General features: G+C 62.6%; 20 protein-coding genes. 14 read left to right on the top strand and 6 right to left on the bottom strand.

The features are described from left to right. Positions 1-32 precede the first annotated feature (32 nt). A complete protein-coding gene (locus QF092_RS14005; RefSeq protein WP_281464680.1) occupies positions 33-671 on the bottom strand; it encodes an SGNH/GDSL hydrolase family protein in 639 nt (212 codons plus the stop codon). A gap of 131 nt (positions 672-802) precedes the next feature. On the opposite strand from QF092_RS14005, the gene trxA reads away from it, so the two are divergent. From trxA to QF092_RS14020, 3 genes are read left to right on the top strand one after another with little or no spacing between them, the layout of a single operon-like run. Further along, on the top strand, positions 803-1,705 hold the full coding sequence (trxA, locus tag QF092_RS14010; protein WP_281464682.1) for a thioredoxin: 903 nt from the start codon (positions 803-805) through the stop codon (positions 1,703-1,705). Positions 1,706-1,731: 26 nt separating this feature from the next. Beyond that, complete coding sequence (locus tag QF092_RS14015; RefSeq protein ID WP_281464684.1) at positions 1,732-2,376, top strand: LON peptidase substrate-binding domain-containing protein; 645 nt, start codon at positions 1,732-1,734, stop codon at positions 2,374-2,376. Next, positions 2,373-2,555, top strand: coding sequence for a Trm112 family protein (locus QF092_RS14020; RefSeq protein WP_281464686.1), 183 nt, complete (start codon positions 2,373-2,375; stop codon positions 2,553-2,555). Before QF092_RS14015 ends, QF092_RS14020 begins: the two co-directional genes overlap by 4 nt. Here QF092_RS14020 and QF092_RS14025 read toward each other — a convergent pair. Next, complete coding sequence (locus tag QF092_RS14025; RefSeq protein WP_281470007.1) at positions 2,552-3,817, bottom strand: UbiH/UbiF/VisC/COQ6 family ubiquinone biosynthesis hydroxylase; 1,266 nt, start codon at positions 3,815-3,817, stop codon at positions 2,552-2,554. The two genes, QF092_RS14020 and QF092_RS14025, sit on opposite strands and share 4 nt — an antisense overlap. A gap of 43 nt (positions 3,818-3,860) precedes the next feature. Between QF092_RS14025 and QF092_RS14030 the strand changes: the two genes are divergently transcribed. The 4 genes from QF092_RS14030 to QF092_RS14045 all read left to right on the top strand — a co-directional run bounded on the left by QF092_RS14030 (position 3,861) and on the right by QF092_RS14045 (position 10,705). Then, complete coding sequence (locus QF092_RS14030) at positions 3,861-5,192, top strand: amidase (RefSeq protein WP_281464688.1); 1,332 nt, start codon at positions 3,861-3,863, stop codon at positions 5,190-5,192. Positions 5,193-5,323: 131 nt separating this feature from the next. Beyond that, positions 5,324-6,502, top strand: a complete 1,179-nt coding sequence (locus QF092_RS14035) for an aminotransferase class I/II-fold pyridoxal phosphate-dependent enzyme (protein WP_281464690.1) — start codon at positions 5,324-5,326, stop codon at positions 6,500-6,502. 11 nt (positions 6,503-6,513) lie between these two features. Then, the gene (locus QF092_RS14040; RefSeq protein WP_281464692.1) at positions 6,514-9,564 is read left to right on the top strand and encodes a DNA translocase FtsK; all 3,051 of its coding nucleotides are present in this window, start codon (positions 6,514-6,516) and stop codon (positions 9,562-9,564) included. 103 nt (positions 9,565-9,667) lie between these two features. Next, the gene (locus tag QF092_RS14045; RefSeq protein WP_281464694.1) at positions 9,668-10,705 is read left to right on the top strand and encodes a lysine-2,3-aminomutase-like protein; all 1,038 of its coding nucleotides are present in this window, start codon (positions 9,668-9,670) and stop codon (positions 10,703-10,705) included. A 172-nt stretch (positions 10,706-10,877) separates the two neighbouring features. Here QF092_RS14045 and QF092_RS14050 read toward each other — a convergent pair whose 3' ends face one another. Next, positions 10,878-12,182 carry a D-amino acid dehydrogenase gene (locus tag QF092_RS14050; protein ID WP_281464696.1) on the bottom strand — a complete coding sequence of 435 codons (1,305 nt, stop codon included), beginning with the start codon at positions 12,180-12,182 and terminating at the stop codon, positions 10,878-10,880. 349 nt (positions 12,183-12,531) lie between these two features. Between QF092_RS14050 and QF092_RS14055 the strand changes: the two genes are divergently transcribed. Continuing rightward, positions 12,532-13,146 carry a LolA family protein gene (locus tag QF092_RS14055; protein ID WP_281464698.1) on the top strand — a complete coding sequence of 205 codons (615 nt, stop codon included), beginning with the start codon at positions 12,532-12,534 and terminating at the stop codon, positions 13,144-13,146. 28 nt (positions 13,147-13,174) lie between these two features. On the opposite strand, the gene QF092_RS14060 is transcribed toward QF092_RS14055, so the two are convergent. Further along, positions 13,175-13,759, bottom strand: coding sequence for a transglycosylase SLT domain-containing protein (locus tag QF092_RS14060; protein WP_281464700.1), 585 nt, complete (start codon positions 13,757-13,759; stop codon positions 13,175-13,177). Positions 13,760-13,838: 79 nt separating this feature from the next. Continuing rightward, positions 13,839-14,720: an AEC family transporter gene (locus tag QF092_RS14065; RefSeq protein ID WP_281464702.1), complete on the bottom strand. Its 882-nt coding sequence runs from the start codon at positions 14,718-14,720 to the stop codon at positions 13,839-13,841. 84 nt (positions 14,721-14,804) lie between these two features. Between QF092_RS14065 and hspQ the strand changes: the two genes are divergently transcribed. The 6 genes from hspQ (at position 14,805) to QF092_RS14095 (ending at position 19,195) form a co-directional block, all read left to right on the top strand. After that, positions 14,805-15,131: a heat shock protein HspQ gene (gene hspQ / locus QF092_RS14070; protein ID WP_281464704.1), complete on the top strand. Its 327-nt coding sequence runs from the start codon at positions 14,805-14,807 to the stop codon at positions 15,129-15,131. 61 nt (positions 15,132-15,192) lie between these two features. Beyond that, a complete protein-coding gene (locus QF092_RS14075) occupies positions 15,193-15,528 on the top strand; it encodes an STAS domain-containing protein (protein WP_281464706.1) in 336 nt (111 codons plus the stop codon). Next, positions 15,506-15,946 (top strand): ATP-binding protein, encoded by a 441-nt coding sequence (locus QF092_RS14080; protein ID WP_281464708.1) that lies wholly within the window; start codon positions 15,506-15,508, stop codon positions 15,944-15,946. The genes QF092_RS14075 and QF092_RS14080 overlap by 23 nt, the downstream gene beginning before the upstream one ends. A 399-nt stretch (positions 15,947-16,345) precedes the next feature. After that, positions 16,346-17,923, top strand: a complete 1,578-nt coding sequence (locus tag QF092_RS14085; protein WP_281470010.1) for a gamma-glutamyltransferase family protein — start codon at positions 16,346-16,348, stop codon at positions 17,921-17,923. Positions 17,924-17,939: 16 nt separating this feature from the next. After that, positions 17,940-18,398, top strand: coding sequence for a GAF domain-containing protein (locus tag QF092_RS14090; RefSeq protein ID WP_420026465.1), 459 nt, complete (start codon positions 17,940-17,942; stop codon positions 18,396-18,398). Continuing rightward, positions 18,398-19,195, top strand: coding sequence for a GFA family protein (locus QF092_RS14095; RefSeq protein ID WP_281464710.1), 798 nt, complete (start codon positions 18,398-18,400; stop codon positions 19,193-19,195). Before QF092_RS14090 ends, QF092_RS14095 begins: the two co-directional genes overlap by 1 nt. Before the next feature lie 3 nt (positions 19,196-19,198). On the opposite strand, the gene QF092_RS14100 is transcribed toward QF092_RS14095, so the two are convergent. After that, positions 19,199-19,624, bottom strand: coding sequence for a VOC family protein (locus tag QF092_RS14100; RefSeq protein ID WP_281464712.1), 426 nt, complete (start codon positions 19,622-19,624; stop codon positions 19,199-19,201). Positions 19,625-19,627: the final 3 nt, after the last annotated feature.

Genomic DNA, 19,627 nt, shown 5'->3' on the forward strand with positions numbered 1-19,627 from the left:
TCGTCTCACACCTAAATCACTGGGTAAAGCCGTCAGATCAGATCGGCCACCGACTTTGCAACGGCTTCGCCCAGCTTGGCATGCGCCGTCTCGTCGAAATGGACCCCGTCAATCGGGCTGACCTCTATCACCTGTCCCGCATCCAGAAAGCCGATCCCGCGCGATGCGGCAAGCGCGCGATAATGTCGGGCCAACGCCTGTGACCGCGCTGCACCACCCCAGAATTCGGTCTTGATCGGGCCAGTTTCCACCACGGGCGGCGGGCAGATCAGCAGGATGCGGAACCCGCCATGGCGCGCCTGATAATCCAGCGACATCGCCACATCGAGCAACCCCGCAACCCCGGCTGTTACCTGTTCCGGCGTCGTGGCAAAGCGCGTCTTCACATCGTTGGTGCCCAGCATCAGCGTCATCACGTCGATGGGACCGTGCGATTGCAGGGCCATGCGCAGGGCAGGGCGGGCGTTCATGTAATCGCCCATCACAGGATCATCGAATTGTGCGGTGCGGCCCGGTAGCCCTTCTTCGACCAGTTCCCAATCGGACCCCAGCGCGGCATGGGTGACCGTGGGCCAGCGTATCCCCTTGGGAAAGCGGCGGTATTCCGCGCGGTCGATGATCGGCGGCGTCCCATGGGTGTTACTATCGCCAAAGGTCAGAAGAACGGGCATTGCGCCTCCGTAGGCCGTGATGGGTTGGAAGCTAAGGTCTCCTATCCCGCAGGTAAAGCGGCTTTGCCCCCTTGGCCTTTGCCGCCCCCGCGCGCATATAAGGCACAAAGACATGCGTTATGAGGAATGCGATGTTCGGGATCGACGAAAAGACAGCGCCTCAGGGTGATCTGATCAAGGAAGGCACCGAGGCCACGTTCATGCAAGACGTGATCGAAGCCAGCCGCGAGGTGCCGGTGATCGTGGATTTCTGGGCCACTTGGTGCGGTCCCTGCCGTACGCTTGGCCCGGCGCTTGAGGCGGCGGTGATGGCCGCCAAGGGCAAGGTCAAGATGGTGAAAGTCGATGTCGACAAGAACCAGATGATCGCAGGACAGATGCGCATCCAGTCCATCCCGACGGTCTATGCCTTCTGGCAAGGCCAGCCGGTCGATGGCTTCCAGGGTGCGATCCCTGCCTCTGAGATCAAGAAGTTCATCGATAAACTGACGGCGCTGTCTGATGATGGCGGCCTTGAAGAGGCGATCGAGGCGGCTGAGCAGATGCTGGCCGAAGGGGCCGTCACTGACGCCGCGGAAACCTTCGCGGCCATTCTGGGCGAAGAGCCGGAAAATGCAGCTGCATATGGCGGATTGGTGCGTTGCCACCTTGCACTTGGGCAACTTGATCAGGCCGAGGCGATGCTGTCCGCAGCCCCCGCCGCCATCGCCAAGACAAAAGAGCTTGAGGCCGCGCGCGCCCAGCTTGATCTTGCCCGTCAGGCCGCCAATGCAGGACCGGAACAAGAGCTTCGCGCCGCGGTCGAGGCAGATCCCAACAATCGGCAAGCCCGGTTCGACCTTGCAACAGCCCTACATGCGGCAGGCAAAGTGGATGAAGCGGTTGACGTCCTACTTGATCTGTTCCGGCTGGATCGGGAATGGAACGACGGCGCGGCCAAGGCGCAACTTCTCACGATCTTCGATGCGCTGAAGCCAACCGATCCCATCGTTCTGAAGGGCCGTCGCAGGCTTTCGTCGATGATATTTGCCTGACGGCCCGACAGGGCTACCTGAGGCGCATGATGAACGCAGCCGACCTGCCCGATACCATTCCCGTGTTTCCCTTGCCCGGTGCTCTTCTTTTGCCGCGAGGGAGGCTTCCGCTTCACATTTTCGAACCGCGCTATCTGGCGATGATCGAGGATTGTCTGAAGACAAAGCATCGCCTGATCGGGATGATCCAGCCACGCGAGGTGCCGGGAACGGGCGAAAAGCGGCTGAATGCCATCGGCTGCGCGGGCCGTCTGACCGGATTTTCGGAAACCGAGGATGGGCGCTATATGATTACCCTGTCCGGCATATCGCGGTTCCGAGTGAAGGAAGAGGTGGCAGGTTTCACCCCCTATCGCCGCTGCGCAGTGGACTGGGCTGGCTTCCAGCGCGACCTTGGCGCGACAGAAGAGGATGCCGGTTTTCGACGGGCGGAATTCCTAGACCTGCTCGGGCGCTATTTTTCTGCGATGAACCTGTCGACGGACTGGTCCGGCATGAAAGAGGCCGAGACGGAGTTACTGATCAATTCACTATCCATGCTCTGTCCCTTCAGCCCAGAAGACAAGCAGGCGCTGCTTGAGGCGCCGTCGCTGACCACGCGCAGGGAAACGCTGGTGACATTGATCGAATTCGCCCTGCGCGGCGGGTCATCGGATGAGGTGATGCAATGACCGAGGCCACGGTGTTTGACCGCCGGATGTTGGATGCGTTGGTCTGCCCCATGACGCAGGCCGTGCTGACCTATGATGCCGAACGGCAGGAACTGGTGTCGCGGGCGGCGCATCTGGCCTTTCCGATCCGTGACGGCATCCCGATCATGCTGGTCAGTGAGGCACGCGCGCTGGACTAGATCTGTTTTCCGGCCAGAAGGCGCGGCAGATCACCCTGCAAACCGGCGGCCTGCCGGATGAAACGGCGACGCAAGCCCGGAAGTGCGTTCACGAGCCCAAGCCCAAGGTCACGGCCAGTGCGCAAGATCGGGTTATCGTTCGAAAACAGTCGATTGACAGTATCCATGCCAAGGGCAAGCGTGGTGGAGTCGAACCTTCGCCACCGCTGATAGGCCTCAAGTGTTGTGAGGCTGCCAATATCTTCGCCCCTGCGATGCGCCTCGATCAAGGTTTGCGCCAGCGCTGCCACATCGCGCAGGCCAAGGTTCAGGCCCTGTCCAGCGATGGGATGCACGCCATGCGCCGCATCCCCCACCAACGCCACGCGCGGCGCCACAAATCGTTCGGCAAGAGAAAGGGAAAGCGGATAGGTGAACCGATCCCCGGCAAGCGTTATTTCGCCCAGAAAATCGCCGAAACGGGGGCGCAGCGCCGCAAGATACTGGTCATCCGGCAGGGCCTGTATGCGGGCGGCGTTTTCCTCTGTCTCGCTCCAAACGATGCTGGAATGATGGCCGCCTTTCAGGGGCAAGATGGCCAAAGGTCCCTCGGGCATGAAGAATTGATGCGCGGTGCCGCAATGATCTTTCTCATGCCGGATCGCGGTGACCAATGCCGTCTGCCCATAGCCCCATCCAACACGGCGTATGCCCGCCCGCGTGGCCGTTCCGCTGCCGCGCCCATCGCACCCCACCAAAAGGCGGCCCTTCAAACGTCCACCACTGGCAAGCGTGATAGTAACGCCATTCACCGTCACATCCTGATCTGTGACGGTTTCGCCCGACAGAAGGGTGATATTTGGCTCTTCCCGCATCGCAGCAAGGAAGGCCGCGTAAAGGTGGCGATCTTCCAGAAGAAAGCCCATCGGCCCTTCCTCAATCTCGGCTGCATCGAAGGTCAGAAAGAAGGGCGCCGGGCCTTGGCCCGCAAGACCGTCGCTGGCTTTGATCTGAAGGATAGGCTGGGCCAGATCGCCGACCGTCGGCCAGATGCCGATCATCGTCAGCAAGCGGCGCGATGCGATGGCCAGCGCATAGGCTCGCCCGTCAAACCCGGCTTCGGCCCGCGCAGGCGCGGGGCGCGCATCGACCACTGTCACCCGTAACCCCCCATGCGCAAGGGCAAGGGCAAGAGCCGGGCCGTTCAGGCCTCCGCCTGCGATCAGGATATCGGTATCGAATTTCATGATGGCCAATATGATGGCGGCAAACGGATTGTCCATGCGCCGCTCTGCCGCTACCGTCCGGTCCGATATGGAGGCGCGCATGGGCAAGAATTGGCAAAACCTCACAGCTGCGGAATTGGGGCGCGAGATTGGCGCAGGGCGGATCAACCCTGTCGATCTGGCAGAACAGCATCTTGACGCGATCGCAAACCACCCGCTTGCCGACCGCATCTATGCCCGCTTGACACCCGCCCGCGCACGGGCCGAGGCGATGGCCGCCCATGGCAGAGCGCGCAAAGGGTTCCGCCGTGGTCTGCTGGACGGCGTTCCGATAAGCTGGAAGGACCTATTCGATACGGCGGGGGCGGCGACAGAGGCGGGGTCCGCCCTTCTGAAGGGCCGCGTGCCTGCGCGGGATGCCGAAGTGGTAGAGGTGGCCACCCAAGGCGGTCTGGTCTGTCTTGGAAAGACGCATATGTCTGAACTGGCCTTTTCCGGGCTTGGGTTGAACCCAGTCACGGCAACGCCCCCTTGCATCAATGACGAAGGCGCGGTTCCGGGCGGATCCTCGTCTGGGGCGGCCGCTTCCGTCGCCTATGGTTTGGCGCCTGCAGCGATCGGGTCGGATACGGGCGGGTCAGTCCGCATTCCGGCGGCATGGAATGATCTGGTCGGGCTCAAGACAACGGCGGGCCGCATCTCGTTGCGCGGAACTGTGCCGCTTTGCGAAAAGTTCGACACCATCGGCCCCATTGCACGCACGGTCGAGGATTGCGCGCTTCTTCTGGCAGCCATGGAAGGCGGCCGCCCCACCGATCTTGGCGGGGCAAGCCTGTCTGGCATGCGCTTTCTGGTGCTTGAAACGGTCGCGCTTGACGATCTGCGCGAACGGCCCGCGCAGGGGTTCGAGGATGCAGTTGCTCGGCTTGCGGCGGGTGGTGCCCAAATCACCCATGGCAAAGTGCCCGAAGTGGCCGAAGCGATGGGTCTGGCCGCGCTGATCTTCACCGCCGAAGCCTATGGCATCTGGCGCGACACGATCGAAGCTGCGCCTCAAAAAATGTTCCCCCGCATCTTGGAACGCTTCCGTTCGGGCGCGTCATTCAGCGCGTCTGACTACGTATCAGGCTGGCGGCGGCTAAAGGTGCTGCGGAAGGTTTGGCAGGAAAAGACAGCGGGATACGACGCCGTTATCCTTCCCACTTCGCCCATCTTGCCACCGCAGTCGGATAGGCTGATGACGGATGATGCCTATTACGTCACGGAAAACCTGCTGGCCTTGCGCAACACGCGGATTGGCAACCTGATGGGCCTTTGTGGATTGACCCTACCCACAATGCAGCCTTCCTGCGGGATCAGTTTCCTTGGCGCACCGCATCAGGAAGAACGTCTACTGCGTGTGGGTGCGGCCGCGACAAGGGCGCTGCGGTAAGGGGCAGAGTCGCAAAAGCCACAGCTTTGGCTGCCAAGTGATGGCGCGAGTTGCCTTTTTCTGGACCACCGCCCATCGGTTGGCTATCGTGCTTCAAAACGGGGCGACACGACCCCGGGATTGAGGCACGAATGCAGTTTCCTGAGCGGTTCTTGAGCCTGCCAGATTACGCATTTCCGCGTTTGCGGAAATTGCTTGACCCCCACAAGCCGGGGGCCGAGCCGATTGCCATGACCATCGGAGAGCCGCGCCATCCGATGCCTGATTTCGTTGGTCCGGTGCTTGCGGAGAGCGTGGCAGGCTTTGCTGTCTATCCCCCGAATGACGGAACTCCAGAGTTACTTGCCGCGATATCCGGTTGGCTGAAGCGGCGCTACGGGGTCGATCTGGGCGATGATCGGTTGATGGTGCTGAACGGCACGCGCGAAGGGCTTTTCAACGCCGCTGTTGCCCTGTGCCCTGAAGCGAAGGGTGGCAAAAGGCCGATCGTACTGATGCCCAACCCCTTCTATCAGGTCTATGCCGTGGCTGCGCTAGCGATGGGGGCAGAGCCTGTCTATGTGCCCGCCACGGCAGCGACGGGGTTCCTGCCGGATTATGCGGCGCTGCCCAAGGAGGTGCTGGACCGGGTCGCAATCGCCTACCTCTGTTCGCCCGCCAATCCGCAAGGGGCAATTGCATCGCGCGATTATCTGGCGGGGCTGCTGCGACTTGCGGAAACCCACGATTTCCGCATCTTTTCCGACGAATGCTATTCCGAGATCTGGCGCGATGCGCCGCCCCCTGGTTCGCTGGAGGTGGCCGCCGAGATCGGGGCGGACCCAGAACGCATTTTCGTTTTTCATTCGTTGTCGAAACGGTCAAACCTGCCGGGACTTCGGTCGGGTTTCGTGGCGGGCGGCCCGCAGGGCATCGCCCGCATCCGCCAACTGCGCGCCTTTGCCGGTGCGCCCCTGCCGCTGCCTGTTCAACGGGTGAGTGAACAGGCTTGGTCGGATGAGGCGCATGTGCGTGCCAATCTTGCGCTGTACCAGGAAAAGTTCCGCATCGCGGATGAGGTATTCGCAGGCGTGCAGGGGTTTTCCAATCCTGAAGGCGGGTTCTTTCTCTGGCTTCCAGTCGAAGATGGGGAAGAGGCTGCCCTAAAGCTTTGGACACAGGCGGGGGTGCGGGTACTGCCCGGCGCTTACCTGTCGCGTGACGCCGGGGGGCAGAACCCCGGCAAGGGATATATCCGGGTCGCGATGGTGGCCCCAAGGGACGAAATGCAGCGTGGGCTGATCCGGCTTCGCGACTGCATCTACGGGTGAGGTATAGCAGCATGGCATCCTATCAGGCACGGCAGCGGGATCCCCTTCTGGATCAGAACATGCAGGCGATGCTGGAACGTCGCGGACGCGAGCTTTTGGGGCTTGTCCTTGTGGCGGTCGCACTGGCCTTTGTCGCGATGCTCTGGACCTATTCGCCTGACGATCCGGGTTGGATGGTCGCTACGGATGAGCCTGCCAAGAATGCACTTGGCCGTTTCGGGGCGGCGCTGGCCTCAACCCTAATCATCATCGGGGGAAAGGGCGCATGGTCCATCCCCCTCATTCTGATGGTTTGGGGTGGGCGCTTCCTGACGCATCGTGGCGCCGACCGAGTCTTGGGCCGGATCGTCTTTGCCGTGATCGCAGTCGCCATGTGTTCGGTCTATGCAGCGACGTTGGTCCCGGGACAGGGTTGGCCACATTCCTTCGGGTTGGGCGGGCTGTTCGGAGATACTGTTCTTGGTGCGTTGATTGGGATCGTGCCGGGCAGCGCGGGCTTTAGCCTGAAACTAGTATCGCTTTTGCTGGGTATCGGCGTGCTGGCGATGCTGCTTTTCGTGACGGGTTTTGATCGCGCTGAATTACGACAGATTGGGCGGTTCTTGATGGTTGGCACCGTCATCGCCTATTCGCAGGCAATGGCAGTGGCGGGACGGGGCGCGCAAGGGACTGCGCGCGCAGCGCTTGCCATGCAAGAACGTCGCCGCATGGCACATGCCAATCGAGCAGAGGCATCTGTGCGCCGCTCTGCGGCGTGGGAGGCTGAAGCGGCACCAACCAATGCACGAGGCGTAGTGCGCCGCCCCCTGAGCGAACCACCGGCCTCACCTGCGCAAGGTGCGGCGGAATGGGGCCGTCCGGTGCAATTGCGGGCAGAACCGCGCTATGCAGCCCCCCTTGCGGAGGCGCCGCATTACGCGCCACCTAAGGAAAAGCTGGGCCTACTTGCCCGCGTGCCGGGATTGATGCGCCGCCTGTCCGACCCAGAGCCGGAACTGGTAGAACCGACGCAGCCCGACTATGACGGAGGGATCCGACCGGATGAAGACCGCATCCGCGCACGCATCTCGGACGCGATAAAGTCGCGTATCCGCAATCCGGGCGGACCTGTGAATGTCGTTCAAGCGGCGGTGCAGCGGCGGGAGCCGGCATTACGGCGGGGGCCGCAACCCTTGATCGCCGATCTGACACCTGCGCCGCGCCCCCTGCCGGTGGAGCCGCCGTTGACGCCGACCATGACTGTTCCCGTGGCGCCGATAGTCCCTCCGTTGGGTGTAACGCAGCGCCAAACGCTTGATATGCCGCAAGATCATTCCCTTCCCGAGTTGGAAGAGGCTTGGGAGGATGGCGACAACATGTTCCACGCCGATGGCTGGATGCCTGAGGCAGAGGATTACGTCGACGAGGATGATATCCCCACCCCTGCCCGTCCCCTGACGGCGGATCGTCGCCCGGTGGTTCAGCATGTGGCGAAGAAACCCGCAGCCCCGTCGCGGCAGGCGATGGCCGAGGCGCAGCCGCGCCTGCGCTTCGAAGAAATGCAGCCGGAATATGAACTTCCGCCGCTTTCCCTTTTGGCCGCGCCTTCAACGGTGCAGCGCCACACGCTTTCGGACGAGGCATTGGAAGAAAACGCCCGGATGCTGGAAAACGTGCTCGACGACTATGGTGTGAAGGGTGAGATCGTAAGCGTACGCCCCGGCCCGGTTGTCACGATGTATGAACTGGAACCTGCGCCGGGCCTGAAAGCCAGCCGCGTGATCGGGCTGGCCGATGACATTGCGCGGTCGATGTCGGCCCTATCGGCGCGGGTGTCGACGGTGCCGGGGCGGACAGTGATCGGGATCGAACTGCCGAACGCGCATCGGGAGAAGGTCGTGCTGCGGGAAATCCTTTCTGCACGGGACTTTGGCGATAGCAACATGCGGCTGCCACTTGCTTTGGGCAAGGATATCGGCGGTGAACCCTTGGTCGCGAACCTTGCCAAGATGCCCCACCTTCTTATCGCGGGGACCACGGGTTCGGGTAAATCGGTTGCGATCAACACCATGATCCTGTCGCTTCTTTATAAGCTGACGCCCGAAGAATGTCGGCTGATCATGATCGACCCAAAGATGCTTGAACTGTCGGTCTATGACGGGATTCCGCATCTTCTTTCGCCTGTGGTGACAGACCCCAAGAAAGCCGTCGTCGCCTTGAAATGGGTGGTGGGCGAGATGGAAGAGCGTTACCGCAAAATGTCCAAGATGGGCGTGCGGAACATCGAAGGCTATAACGGCCGGGTGCGCGAGGCGCTGGCCAAGGGTGAGCTTTTCAAGCGCACCATCCAGACTGGGTTTGACGAGGATACCGGCGAGCCGGTCTTCGAGACAGAAGAATTCGCCCCCGTCGCACTGCCCTATATCGTTGTCATTGTGGACGAGATGGCCGATCTGATGATGGTGGCGGGCAAAGAGATTGAGGCCTGTATTCAAAGACTTGCGCAGATGGCGCGGGCGTCGGGCATCCACCTGATCATGGCGACGCAGCGGCCTTCGGTGGATGTGATCACGGGGACGATCAAGGCCAACTTCCCGACCCGGATTTCTTTCCAGGTAACCAGCAAGATCGACAGCCGCACGATCCTTGGTGAACAGGGGGCCGAACAGCTTTTGGGCATGGGCGACATGCTTTACATGGCTGGCGGCGCAAAGATCACCCGTATCCACGGGCCCTTTGTCTCGGATGAGGAAGTCGAGGAAATCGTCAACCACCTCAAGAGCTTTGGGCCGCCGCAATACATGTCGGGCGTGGTCGAAGGGCCGGAAGATGATAAGGCCGACGACATCGATCTGGTGCTGGGCCTTGGCGGAGGCGGGGCCGAGGGCAGCGATGAAGCTCTTTACGATCAAGCCGTTGCCATCGTGGCGCGGGACCGGAAATGTTCCACGTCCTACATCCAGCGCAAGCTGGGGATCGGCTATAACAAGGCCGCGCGTCTGGTAGAGCAGATGGAGGAAGAAGGCGTCGTCACCCGCGCCAACCATGTGGGCAAGCGCGAGATTCTTATTCCGGAGGCATAGTCAAAGGCGTTAAGAAATTGTTAAGGCAACGGCCGCCCAAGGGGCGGCCTTGTTCTTTCGGACCCTGCTTGATAGGTGCCGCGCCCGGATGAACGAGGCAGGTATGACCGAACAGCGGGCAATCAATGGCTTGGCAGAGATGGTGGCAGCGGGACTCGTGTCGCCCGCGCAGGCACCTTCGCTGACCCCAGTGGAAGAGGCGTTCCGCATCCGCATGACCGGGGCGATGCGGGGGCGGGTTTTGGGGGTGGGGGATGCGGTGGCGCGGCAATTTGTGCCGGAGGCTGCCGAAATGATAATCCGGGAGGAGGAATTGGCTGATCCCATCGGGGATGAGGTCTATTCCCCGGTGAAGGGGCTGACGCATCGCTATCCGGATCGTGTCATCCTGCATGTAACCAAGACCTGTGAGGTTTATTGCCGGTTCTGTTTCCGGCGTGAGGCGGTGGGGGACGAGGGAACGTTGCCTGATACTGATCTTGTGGCAGCCCTTGATTACATCGCGCTTCATCCGGCGATCCGCGAGGTGATCCTGACGGGGGGCGATCCGCTGGTGCTTTCTGCAAGGCGCATCAAGGGGTTGATGGATCGGCTATCAATGATAGCGCATGTCGATCAGGTGCGGATTCACACGCGGATTCCGGTGGTTGCGCCGGAAAAGGTGACGGAGGCGCTGGTCGCGGCACTGCGGGGCGCGCGGGTCTGGGTGGTGGTTCACACGAACCATGCGCAGGAGATCGGAGAGGCCGCCGAGGCGGCCTTGGCGCGGTTGGCGGAGGCGGGTATTCCGCTGCTGTCGCAGTCGGTCCTGCTGCGCGGTATCAATGATAGCGTCGCGGCTTTGGAGGAATTGTTCCGCAAACTCATGCGGTTGCGGGTGAAGCCCTATTACCTGCACCATTGCGATCTGGCCAAAGGAACGGGGCATTTCCGCACCACGATTGCGGAAGGAAAAGCCTTGATGGCGGGGCTGCGCGGGCGGATCAGCGGGACGCTAATCCCGACCTATGTGCTTGATATTCCGGGTGGTTACGGAAAGGTGCCGCTGGTTCGAGACCATGCGGAACCATTGGGCGATGGGCTGTGGCGGATCACCGACTGGCAGGGCGGGCACCATCTTTACCGCGATCCTGAACGATAGGGATTATCGGATCGGGAAACGAAGGGCCAGAAACGATTGTGCCCTGTTTTGTGCCGCCTTTTGTGCAGCAAACTGTGGTCACGCAGCGCGCGCTGGTGGGAGATTTAGGTAACCAGAAATGGCGTCGAGGCTTGAGCGGTAAGAAGATGGGCAATACTGCCCATCCTACCGATCAGGCGGGCTGCGCCACACCGAAGCCCCTTGCACGGGACGCGCTGCGGGATTTCAGGTAACGGGCATAGCCGAGGTCGGCGCTTTCAATCTCGGTCGTGCGGCCTGACACGATATCAGCGAGCACGCGGCCCGAGCCTGCGGCCATCGTCCAGCCGAGCGTGCCATGGCCCGTGTTCAGGAAGAGGTTCGGCACGGTGGAGCGACCCACGACCGGGGTGCCATCGGGTGTCATCGGACGCAGGCCGGTCCAGAAGGTGGCGCGCGATTGATCGCCCGCGCCGCCGAACAGGTCTTCGACCGAATGTTCCAGCGTGGCGCGGCGTTTGGGGTTTAGCGACAGGTCGAAGCCTGCGATTTCCGCCATGCCACCCACGCGGATGCGGTCGCCCAGACGGGTGATCGCGATCTTGTGGGTTTCGTCCATCACGGTGGAGATGGGGGCGCGGCTTTCATCGGTGATCGGGACGGTGATCGAATAGCCCTTCACCGGATAGACCGGGAGTTTCATGCCGAAGGGCGCGACGAGGAAGGGTGAATAGCTGCCAAGGGCCACGACGAAGGCATCGGCTGTAACGCGCCCTTCGGAGGTGCGGGCGGCCACGATCCGGCTGCCATCGCTTTCCAGCCCGGCAATGCCCACGCCATAGCGGAAGATCACGCCCAGCTTTTCGGCCATTTCGGCAAGGCTGTTGGTGAATTTGAAGCAATCACCGGTTTCATCGCCCGGCAGGCGCAGGCCGCCCGCGATCTTGTCGCGCGCGCCGGCGAGGCCGGGTTCGGCGGCGAGGCAGGCGTCGCGGTCCAGCACCTCAAACGGGACGCCATCGGCGCGCAGCACCTCAATATCTTTCGCGGCAGCTTCGACCTGCTTCTGCGTGCGGAAGAGTTGCAGCGTGCCTTGGGTGCGTTCGTCATAGGAGATGCCGGTTTCTGCGCGCAGGTCCATCAGGCAGTCGCGCGAGTATTCGGCAAGGCGGACCATGCGGCGCTTGTTGGTCTGGTAAGCCGCCGTCGTGCAGTTCGCCAGCATCTTTGCCATCCAGCCGAGTTTCGCCAGATCGGGGCGCGGCTGGATGATCAGCGGCGCGTGTTTCATGAACATCCACTTGATGGCCTTGGCCGGAATGCCGGGGGCCGCCCAAGGCGAGGAATAGCCGGGTGAGATTTCGCCCGCATTGGCGAAGGACGTTTCCAGCGAAGGGCCGGACTGGCGGTCAATCACCGTGACCTCATGCCCGGCCTTGGCCAAATACCAGGCCGAGGTGACACCGATCACGCCTGCGCCGAGAACCACGATCTTCATCTTTGCCTGCCTTGCCAGAGGGTTGGGTGCGAATTGCGCGGAAGATGCCGGAATCCCTTGGGAAGGTGCTTGCGATGATGTGGCGTGTCCGAGGAAATCTTGGGAGAAAAAATGCCAATTTTTGAAGTTGGCAGTAAATTATTGCGCTAAGTTTTAGTAGGGCCGGAGAAAAATACGGTTCTGAGAGAATTATCGGAGATTTCCGTCTTCACACTTTGCTCAGGAATTGGGCGATTCCCCTTGGCCTTGCCCCTGCCGGGGCGTGTGTGTGATCACGCGGTCGGCACAAGGTTGCAACATTGCGGGAGCCGGGGATGCACAGGCGGGGGCGAGCGGATATATTCGGGCCATGAACAGACGCACCGCCCTTTTGGCCCCGATCCTTGCGATGACCCTCGCCCCGTTGGCGACCCTGCCTGCGCGGGCGGAACTTGTGCCTTTGGCTACGCTTTCGGCCTATCTGAATGGGCTGACCACGGCCGAGGCCGATTTCACCCAGATCAATGCGGATGGCAGCATTTCGGAAGGGCGGCTTTACATCCGCCGTCCGGGGCGGGTGCGGTTCGAATATGCGCCGCCTGACCGCAGCCTTGTGATGGCAGGGGGCGGGCAGGTGGCGATTTTCGATGCCAAGTCGAACCAGCCGCCCGAGCAGTATCCGCTGCGGCGCACGCCATTGAACCTGATCCTTGCCGATAAGGTGAACCTTGGCACGGCGCGCATGGTGGTGGGGCATTACGAGGCAGAGGATACCACGCGCGTCGTGGCGCAAGACCCGGATGCGCCGGAATATGGGACGATCGAATTGGTGTTTTCCAATGATCCCGTTGCGCTGACCTCATGGATCATCACGGATGATCTGGGCAATCGCACGACCATTGTGTTGGACCGGATGGTGACGGGGATGAACCTGCCTGCATCGCTGTTCAACATCACGCTGGAAGTGGAAAAGCGGGGCCGGTGATCCGGCCCCTTTTCCTTCGGTTCAATCTTTAGATGCGGCCGCAGGAGGCCAGCTGGGCGCGATACATTTCGGCCCGTTGGGCGACCTTGGCCGAAACGTCCATGAGCCAGGGCTTGTTCAGGTAGGATTGGTTGGCATAGCCCGTCCGCCCCTCATGATAGGCGAGGTATTGCGCCTGCGCGTCCCATTTGGAAATGCCGAGGCGCTGGGTCGAGATGTCCATATACCAGCCCATGAAATCAGCAGCGTCATCAATCCGGTCGCGGCGCGCGCCCCAGCGGCCGACGGCGTCTTCATATTCCTCCCACGTGCCGTCGAGGGCCTGGCTATAGCCATAGGCCGAGGATTGGCGGCCCATCGGGATGATGCCCAAGGCATAGCGATGGGGGGTGCGGGCATTGCCGATGAATTTGGATTCCTGATGGAAGGTGGCCATCTGGACATGGATCGGCACGCCCCAGCGGCGTTCGGCATCGCGCATGGCACGGAAATAGGCCGGACGCTCGGCCACAAGGGCGCAGGCGTTATCAAGATTGCGTGGCGCCGAATAGTTGCCGCCCCCGCAGGAGGCCAACAACATCAAGAGGATCGACGCGCGGAGGATTCTGCTCATTTGCCCACTCGCACGATTTTTGTTTTGCCGGGCAGGATAGGGCAAATTCGCGTCGGGGGAAATGGGGCAAAGGGGCGCGTCAGATCAGAAAGGCGAGAGTGAGCGGAAGTGTGATCACCGAAAGGAGGGTGGAGGCGATGACAAGACCCGCGACGGCATCGGAGTCGGCGCCGTATTTCTCGGCCATCATATAGGAGGTGACGGCGACGGGGGTGGTGACCTGAAGGATCAGGACGGCAAGCGCCACGGGGGGCAGGTTGAGTGCGAGGCCCGCGCCAAGGGCGGCCGCAAGGCAGAAGGCCGCGCGAAGAAGCGAGAGGGCGAAGGCGCGGCCCAAGTGGCGGGCGTTCAGCCGTGCCACCGCGACGCCGAGCGTGATGAGCATGAGGGGGATGGCGATCTGGCCGATCAGGTCGAGAGAGTTGGTGAGCCAGCGGGGCGTCTGCCAGCCCTGCCAGAGAAAGAGCGCGCCGAGGAGCGTGGCGCCCATGATCGGTTCCTTCAAAAGCCGGGCGGGCGACCCGCCGCCTGCCACGATCCAGAGGCCGAAGGTAAAGCTCCACAGGATCATCACGGCAAAGACGACGATGGCATAGCCAAGGCCTTCGGCGCCGAAAGCAAAGAGGGCAAGGGGAAGCCCCACATTCCCGGTGTTCCCGAAGATGAGCGGGCCAAGATAGGTGCGTAGGTCAAGCCGCAGGAGGCGGGTGGTGATCCAGAAGATGATCGTCAGTCCGCCATAGGCCAATGCCGCCGCCAGTGAGAGGGTGGTGAGGGCGGAGGGATCGATCTCGGTCTTCATCAGCGCGGTGAAGACGAGGGCGGGGACAGAAAGGGTCATGCAGAGGCGTGTGATGAACTCCATCCGGTAGTCGAAACCGGCGCGAACCCAGAGAAATCCGATCAAACCAAGCAAGCCGACGGGGGCCACGATTTCGAGCACTGTCAGGATGAGGTTCACAGACTGTTTCCCCGCTGTTGCACCTGCCCGATGGACAAGAGGTGGCGGGTGGGATTAGTAAAAGAATTCAAGGGATGCAATGTCATGTTTACCGCGCAGGCCAAATTTCACATCGGGCAGGTTGTCCGCCACCGGAAGCACCCCTTCCGCGGTGTGATATTTGATGTGGACCCGCGGTTTTCCAACACCGAAGAATGGTATGACGCCATCCCCGAAGACAGCCGCCCCGTAAAGGACCAGCCGTTCTACCATCTGCTGGCCGAAAATGATCAATCCTATTACGTGGCCTATGTGTCAGAGCAGAACCTTCTGCCCGATGAAACCGGGGAACCGGTAGGGCATCCCGATCTGCCGGATCTGTTCGGCGATTTCGAGGATGGCCGCTATCCGCTTCAGTTTCAGCTGAACTGACGCAAACCTTTCCTTCATTCTTTCCTGCCACGCTTTGCCCATTCGGCAAGGAGGGATGCGCATGGATTTGCAGATCGAAGGACGCGGCGGGGTGACGATCATCCGCCCGGACGAGGCGCGGCTGGATGCCTTGGGCGCGGTCGGGTTCAAGGACAGGATGAAGGCGGCGGTGGAGTCCGCACCGGGGCGGGTGGTGCTGGATCTGTCCGGCGTTGGGTTCATCGACTCCAGCGGGTTGGGCGCAGTGGTTGCCGTGCGGCGCTTTCTGCGGGCAGGTCAGGCGATGGATTTGGCGGGGCTGACCGGGCCTGTGGCGCGGGTCTTTCGACTGACGCGGATGGATATGCTGTTCGCCATTCATGCAGAGGTGGCCGATGCCCTTGGCGAAGCGGCGTGAACGGCATGTGATCGCAGCCGATCCGGCGGCGGTGCGCGGCCTGCTGGAGCGGTTGGAACAAGACCCGGCGCTGGTCCGGCTAAGCGAGGAGGAAAGGGATTGCACACTGCTGGTTCTGGCAGAGGTGCTGAACAATGTGGTGGAACATGGCTATGGTGGCAGGCCCGGCTGGATTGGGCTGGTGGCGCTGCCGGGGCGTCCGGGGCTGGGCTGGCGTGTGGTGGATCGGGCCTCTCGCGCGCCATCCGCCGGAGAAATGGCGCGAGAGATGCCTTCGCAGGCGGCTGAAGGCGGGTTTGGCCTGCCCTTGATCCGCGCCTTGACGGAACGGTTCGCGCTGCGGCGGAAGCGGGGACTGAACATCCTGACGCTGGAGGTGCGGGCAGAAGGAGGGGTGACAATGGCGCATGGCCTTTAGTTCTGTTTGCGTGCCGTGAGCGGGGTGACGGCGGATTAAGCGCGAGATGCAGCGCCGGACTGGCCTTATCAGCGGGGCGGGCGCAGGCACGGCTAAACCTTTTCGCGTCACCGCCGTTAAGTTCACCGTAGCTGTTGTGCGAGCTGCCCCCCGGTGCCGCGATTTCTGCCCCCACCCATTCCCGGCACCGGGGGTATCCTTTCCCCAAATGACCCAAACCGATCGGCCAGACTGGCCACAGTGAAACTGTGGTGACATGGGGTGCCGATGCAGGCCATGGCATGTGGTTGCGGGATGGAACAGAAGGCGCGTTTCTTCTGCGACGGACGGGCGTTGCGCGTTATTGGAAAGATCGACGAAGCCGCCTAGGTTGCCCCCGACAGGACAGGGAGAACCATGATGCGCGATTTCCATTTGCCCGGCCGTTCCGCCGTCTATGCGACGAACGGGATCTGCGCCACGTCGCATCCTTTGGCGGCAAAGGTCGCGGTGGAGGTGATGGAGCGTGGCGGGAATGCCGTGGATGCGGCGATTGCCGGGGCGGTGCTTTTGGGCCTGTGCGAGCCCCAGATGACGGGGATCGGCGGGGATTGCTTTGTCCTGCTGAAACCGGCGGGCCGGGAAGATGTGATCGCGTTGAACGGATCGGGGCGCGCGCCTGCGGGCCTGTCGGCGGCCGAGATGCGGGGGCGTGGCCTGTCGGCGGTGCCGTTGCATGGGGTAGAGGCGGTGACGCTGCCCGGTGCGGTGGATGCCTTTTGCCGTCTTTCGACGGATTGGGGGAAGCTTGGCCTTGATGCGGTGCTGACGCCTGCCATCCGCTATGCCGAGGATGGCGTGCCGGTCGCCCCGCGGGTGGCCTTTGACTGGGCGGGGGATGCGGAATTCCTGCAAGGCGTGGCACGGCGGCATTATCTGGTGAATGGTCGGGTGCCGAAGGCGGGCGAGATGTTCCGCGCGCCCGGACAGGCCGAGGTGCTGCGCCGCATCGCGCGCGAGGGGCGGGCGGGGTTCTATGAGGGTGAGGTGGCGGAAGACATGGTCGCCTCGCTGCGTGCTTTGGGCGGGACGCATTCGATGGAGGATTTCGCAGGCGTGGCCTGCGATTACACGACGCCGGTTGGTGGCACCTATAAAGGCGTGGAACTTCTGGAGCATCCGCCGAATGGGCAGGGGGCGACGGCGATCCTGATGCTGAACATCCTGAGTCATTTCGATCTGGCGTCGATGGACCCATTCGGGGCGGAACGCGCGCATATCGAGGCAGAGGCGACGAAGCTTGCCTATGACGCGCGGAACCGGTTCATCGCGGACCCGGATCATATGGCGCGGCTGAACCATATGCTTGCGCCCGAGACGGCGGCGCGGCTGGCCGCGCTGATCGACCCCGGGCGTGCGATGGCGGCGGCGGCCCCGCTGACGGAAGCGGTGCATAAGGACACGATCTATATCACCGTGGTCGACAAGGACCGGATGGCGGTGAGCCTGATCTATTCGATCTTCTGGGGCTTTGGCGCTGGGCTGGCGTCGGAGAAGTTCGGGATCAATTTCCAGAACCGGGGGGCGGGGTTCACGCTGGCCGAGGGGCATCCGAATGAGGCGGGGCCGGGCAAACGGCCGATGCATACCATCATCCCGGGGATGCTGCGGCAGAATGGCCGGGTGACGATGCCCTTTGGCGTGATGGGCGGGGCCTATCAGCCCTGCGGCCATGCGCGGCTGGTGACGAATCTTGTGGATTTCGGGATGGAGTTGCAGGCCGCGAATGACGCGCCACGCTGTTTCACGGGCCCGGAAGGGATGAAGGTCGAGCGCGGCTATTCCGATGCGGTGCGGGCAAGGCTGGCGGAGATGGGGCATGACGTGTCGATCCCCGACGAGCCGATTGGCGGGTGCCAAGCGATTTTCATCTGCGAGGACGGGGTTCTGGTGGGGGCATCGGACCCGCGCAAGGATGGCTGCGCGCTGGGATACTGATCGACGGGGACGTGGGATGACGGTGGATTACGACGGGATCACGGCGCGCATCCGCGCGCTGTGCGAAGGCGAGACGGATACGGTCGCGCTGATGGCGACGGTGGTGTGCGAGATCCATCACGGGCATCCGTTCTGCGATTGGACGGGGTTCTATCGGGTGGTGGGGCCGGAATTGCTGAAAATCGGGCCGTATCAGGGGGGGCATGGCTGTCTGGTCATTCCCTTCTCGCGCGGGGTTTGCGGTGCGGCGGCGCGGACGGGCAAGGTGCAGAATGTGCCGGATGTGGAGGCGTTTGCGGATCACATTGCCTGTTCGTCTTCGACCAAATCGGAACTGGTGTTGCCGGTGTGGAACGGGAAGGGCGTTCTGCTGGGGGTTCTTGATCTGGACAGCGATACGCCTGCGGCCTTTACGCAGGCAGATGAGGATTGGTTGGTACCTTTGCTGGCGGAAGTGTTCCGCGAGGCCCTCTGATGCGGGGGGCGTGCCATTGCGGGGCGGTGCGGTTCGAGGTGGACGCACCGATCCGCGACGTGCTGGCCTGCCATTGCACCCAGTGCCGCAAAGTGAGCGGGCATTATTGGGCGGCTTCTTCCGTGCCGGTCGCACATTGGCGTGTGACGGAAGCGCGGGGGCTGCGGTGGTATCGGTCGTCGCCCGTGGCGCAGCGGGGGTTCTGTGGGGAATGCGGCGCAACGCTGTTCTGGCTGCCAGAGGCGGATGCGGTTTTTGACTGGGGCACGCCTGCGGATCACGCGATCAGTTTTTCCCCCGGCGCGCTGGAGGGGCCCACGTCGATCAAGGTTGCGCAGCATATCTACACGGAAGATGCGGGGGATTATTATGCGCCCGAAGGCCCACCACCCGAGGCGGGCGCAGCGCCGGATCGGTTGGCGGCGTCCTGCTTGTGCGGGGCCTGCCGGTTCACCCTGCCGGGGCCTGCGGGGGCGATCACGGCCTGCCATTGCCACCAATGCCGAAGCCTTTCGGGGCATTATTCCGCGTCTTTCGATGTGCAGGAGGCGGTGGTGGAGTGGCAGGCGAAGGATGGCCTTGCCGAATATCGCACCATGGGCGGCGGGGTACGAGGGTTCTGCAAGGGTTGCGGCAGCAGCCTGTGGTTTCGCGCGGCGGATGGGGGTTTCTCGGTCGAGGCGGGGGTGGTGGATGGTCCGACGGGCGGGCGGCTGGCCGCGCATATCTTTGTGGCCGAGAAGGGCAGCCATTACGAGATTGACGATGGACTGCCGCAGTTTTCAGGCTGGGACTAGCGGTCAGATGCGGCGGCTGGGCACCCAAGCATAGCCGTTGGGGCAGAGGATGACGGCCTCGCGCAGGCCGTGGTTGGGCTTGTCGGTCGGTGCTTGCAGGATTGTGGCCTGAGGGAATCCGGCGGCGGCCTTGGCGGCAAGGTCGGGGTCGGCCTCATGCAGGCGCAACTCGATCCCTGCGCCGCGCGGCGGCGTTTCGGGCAAGAGCGCGTGCAGCGGATGCGCGGTATAGGTGGCATCGGCATGCAGTTGGAGCGGCTGTCCCGCATGGAGCATCAGCGCGAAATCGGCGGTGGCTTGATGGGCGGTCATGCCGAAACAGGCGGTGAGGAAGGCGACCTGCGCCTGCACATCGCGGACGAGGAGATTGACGGTCACCGCGCGCAGCGCGTGGCCGATTTCGGGCGCGGGGAGGCGGTCGTAATCCATCGG

Origin of the sequence: Fuscovulum ytuae (genome assembly GCF_029953595.1) — a bacterium.
GTDB lineage: Bacteria > Pseudomonadota > Alphaproteobacteria > Rhodobacterales > Rhodobacteraceae > Paragemmobacter > Paragemmobacter ytuae.

Bases quoted from the DNA above. Each gene is read 5' to 3' on its own strand.
- QF092_RS14005 (WP_281464680.1), bottom strand. From the start codon at position 671: ATGCCCGTTCTTCTGACCTTTGGCGATAGTAACACCCATGGGACGCCG.
- trxA (WP_281464682.1), top strand. From the start codon at position 803: ATGTTCGGGATCGACGAAAAGACAGCGCCTCAGGGTGATCTGATCAAG.
- QF092_RS14015 (WP_281464684.1), top strand. From the start codon at position 1,732: ATGATGAACGCAGCCGACCTGCCCGATACCATTCCCGTGTTTCCCTTG.
- QF092_RS14020 (WP_281464686.1), top strand. From the start codon at position 2,373: ATGACCGAGGCCACGGTGTTTGACCGCCGGATGTTGGATGCGTTGGTC.
- QF092_RS14025 (WP_281470007.1), bottom strand. From the start codon at position 3,817: ATGGACAATCCGTTTGCCGCCATCATATTGGCCATCATGAAATTCGAT.
- QF092_RS14030 (WP_281464688.1), top strand. From the start codon at position 3,861: ATGGGCAAGAATTGGCAAAACCTCACAGCTGCGGAATTGGGGCGCGAG.
- QF092_RS14035 (WP_281464690.1), top strand. From the start codon at position 5,324: ATGCAGTTTCCTGAGCGGTTCTTGAGCCTGCCAGATTACGCATTTCCG.
- QF092_RS14040 (WP_281464692.1), top strand. From the start codon at position 6,514: ATGGCATCCTATCAGGCACGGCAGCGGGATCCCCTTCTGGATCAGAAC.
- QF092_RS14045 (WP_281464694.1), top strand. From the start codon at position 9,668: ATGACCGAACAGCGGGCAATCAATGGCTTGGCAGAGATGGTGGCAGCG.
- QF092_RS14050 (WP_281464696.1), bottom strand. From the start codon at position 12,182: ATGAAGATCGTGGTTCTCGGCGCAGGCGTGATCGGTGTCACCTCGGCC.
- QF092_RS14055 (WP_281464698.1), top strand. From the start codon at position 12,532: ATGAACAGACGCACCGCCCTTTTGGCCCCGATCCTTGCGATGACCCTC.
- QF092_RS14060 (WP_281464700.1), bottom strand. From the start codon at position 13,759: ATGAGCAGAATCCTCCGCGCGTCGATCCTCTTGATGTTGTTGGCCTCC.
- hspQ (WP_281464704.1), top strand. From the start codon at position 14,805: ATGTTTACCGCGCAGGCCAAATTTCACATCGGGCAGGTTGTCCGCCAC.
- QF092_RS14075 (WP_281464706.1), top strand. From the start codon at position 15,193: ATGGATTTGCAGATCGAAGGACGCGGCGGGGTGACGATCATCCGCCCG.
- QF092_RS14080 (WP_281464708.1), top strand. From the start codon at position 15,506: ATGCCCTTGGCGAAGCGGCGTGAACGGCATGTGATCGCAGCCGATCCG.
- QF092_RS14085 (WP_281470010.1), top strand. From the start codon at position 16,346: ATGCGCGATTTCCATTTGCCCGGCCGTTCCGCCGTCTATGCGACGAAC.
- QF092_RS14090 (WP_420026465.1), top strand. From the start codon at position 17,940: ATGACGGTGGATTACGACGGGATCACGGCGCGCATCCGCGCGCTGTGC.
- QF092_RS14095 (WP_281464710.1), top strand. From the start codon at position 18,398: ATGCGGGGGGCGTGCCATTGCGGGGCGGTGCGGTTCGAGGTGGACGCA.
- QF092_RS14100 (WP_281464712.1), bottom strand. From the start codon at position 19,624: ATGGATTACGACCGCCTCCCCGCGCCCGAAATCGGCCACGCGCTGCGC.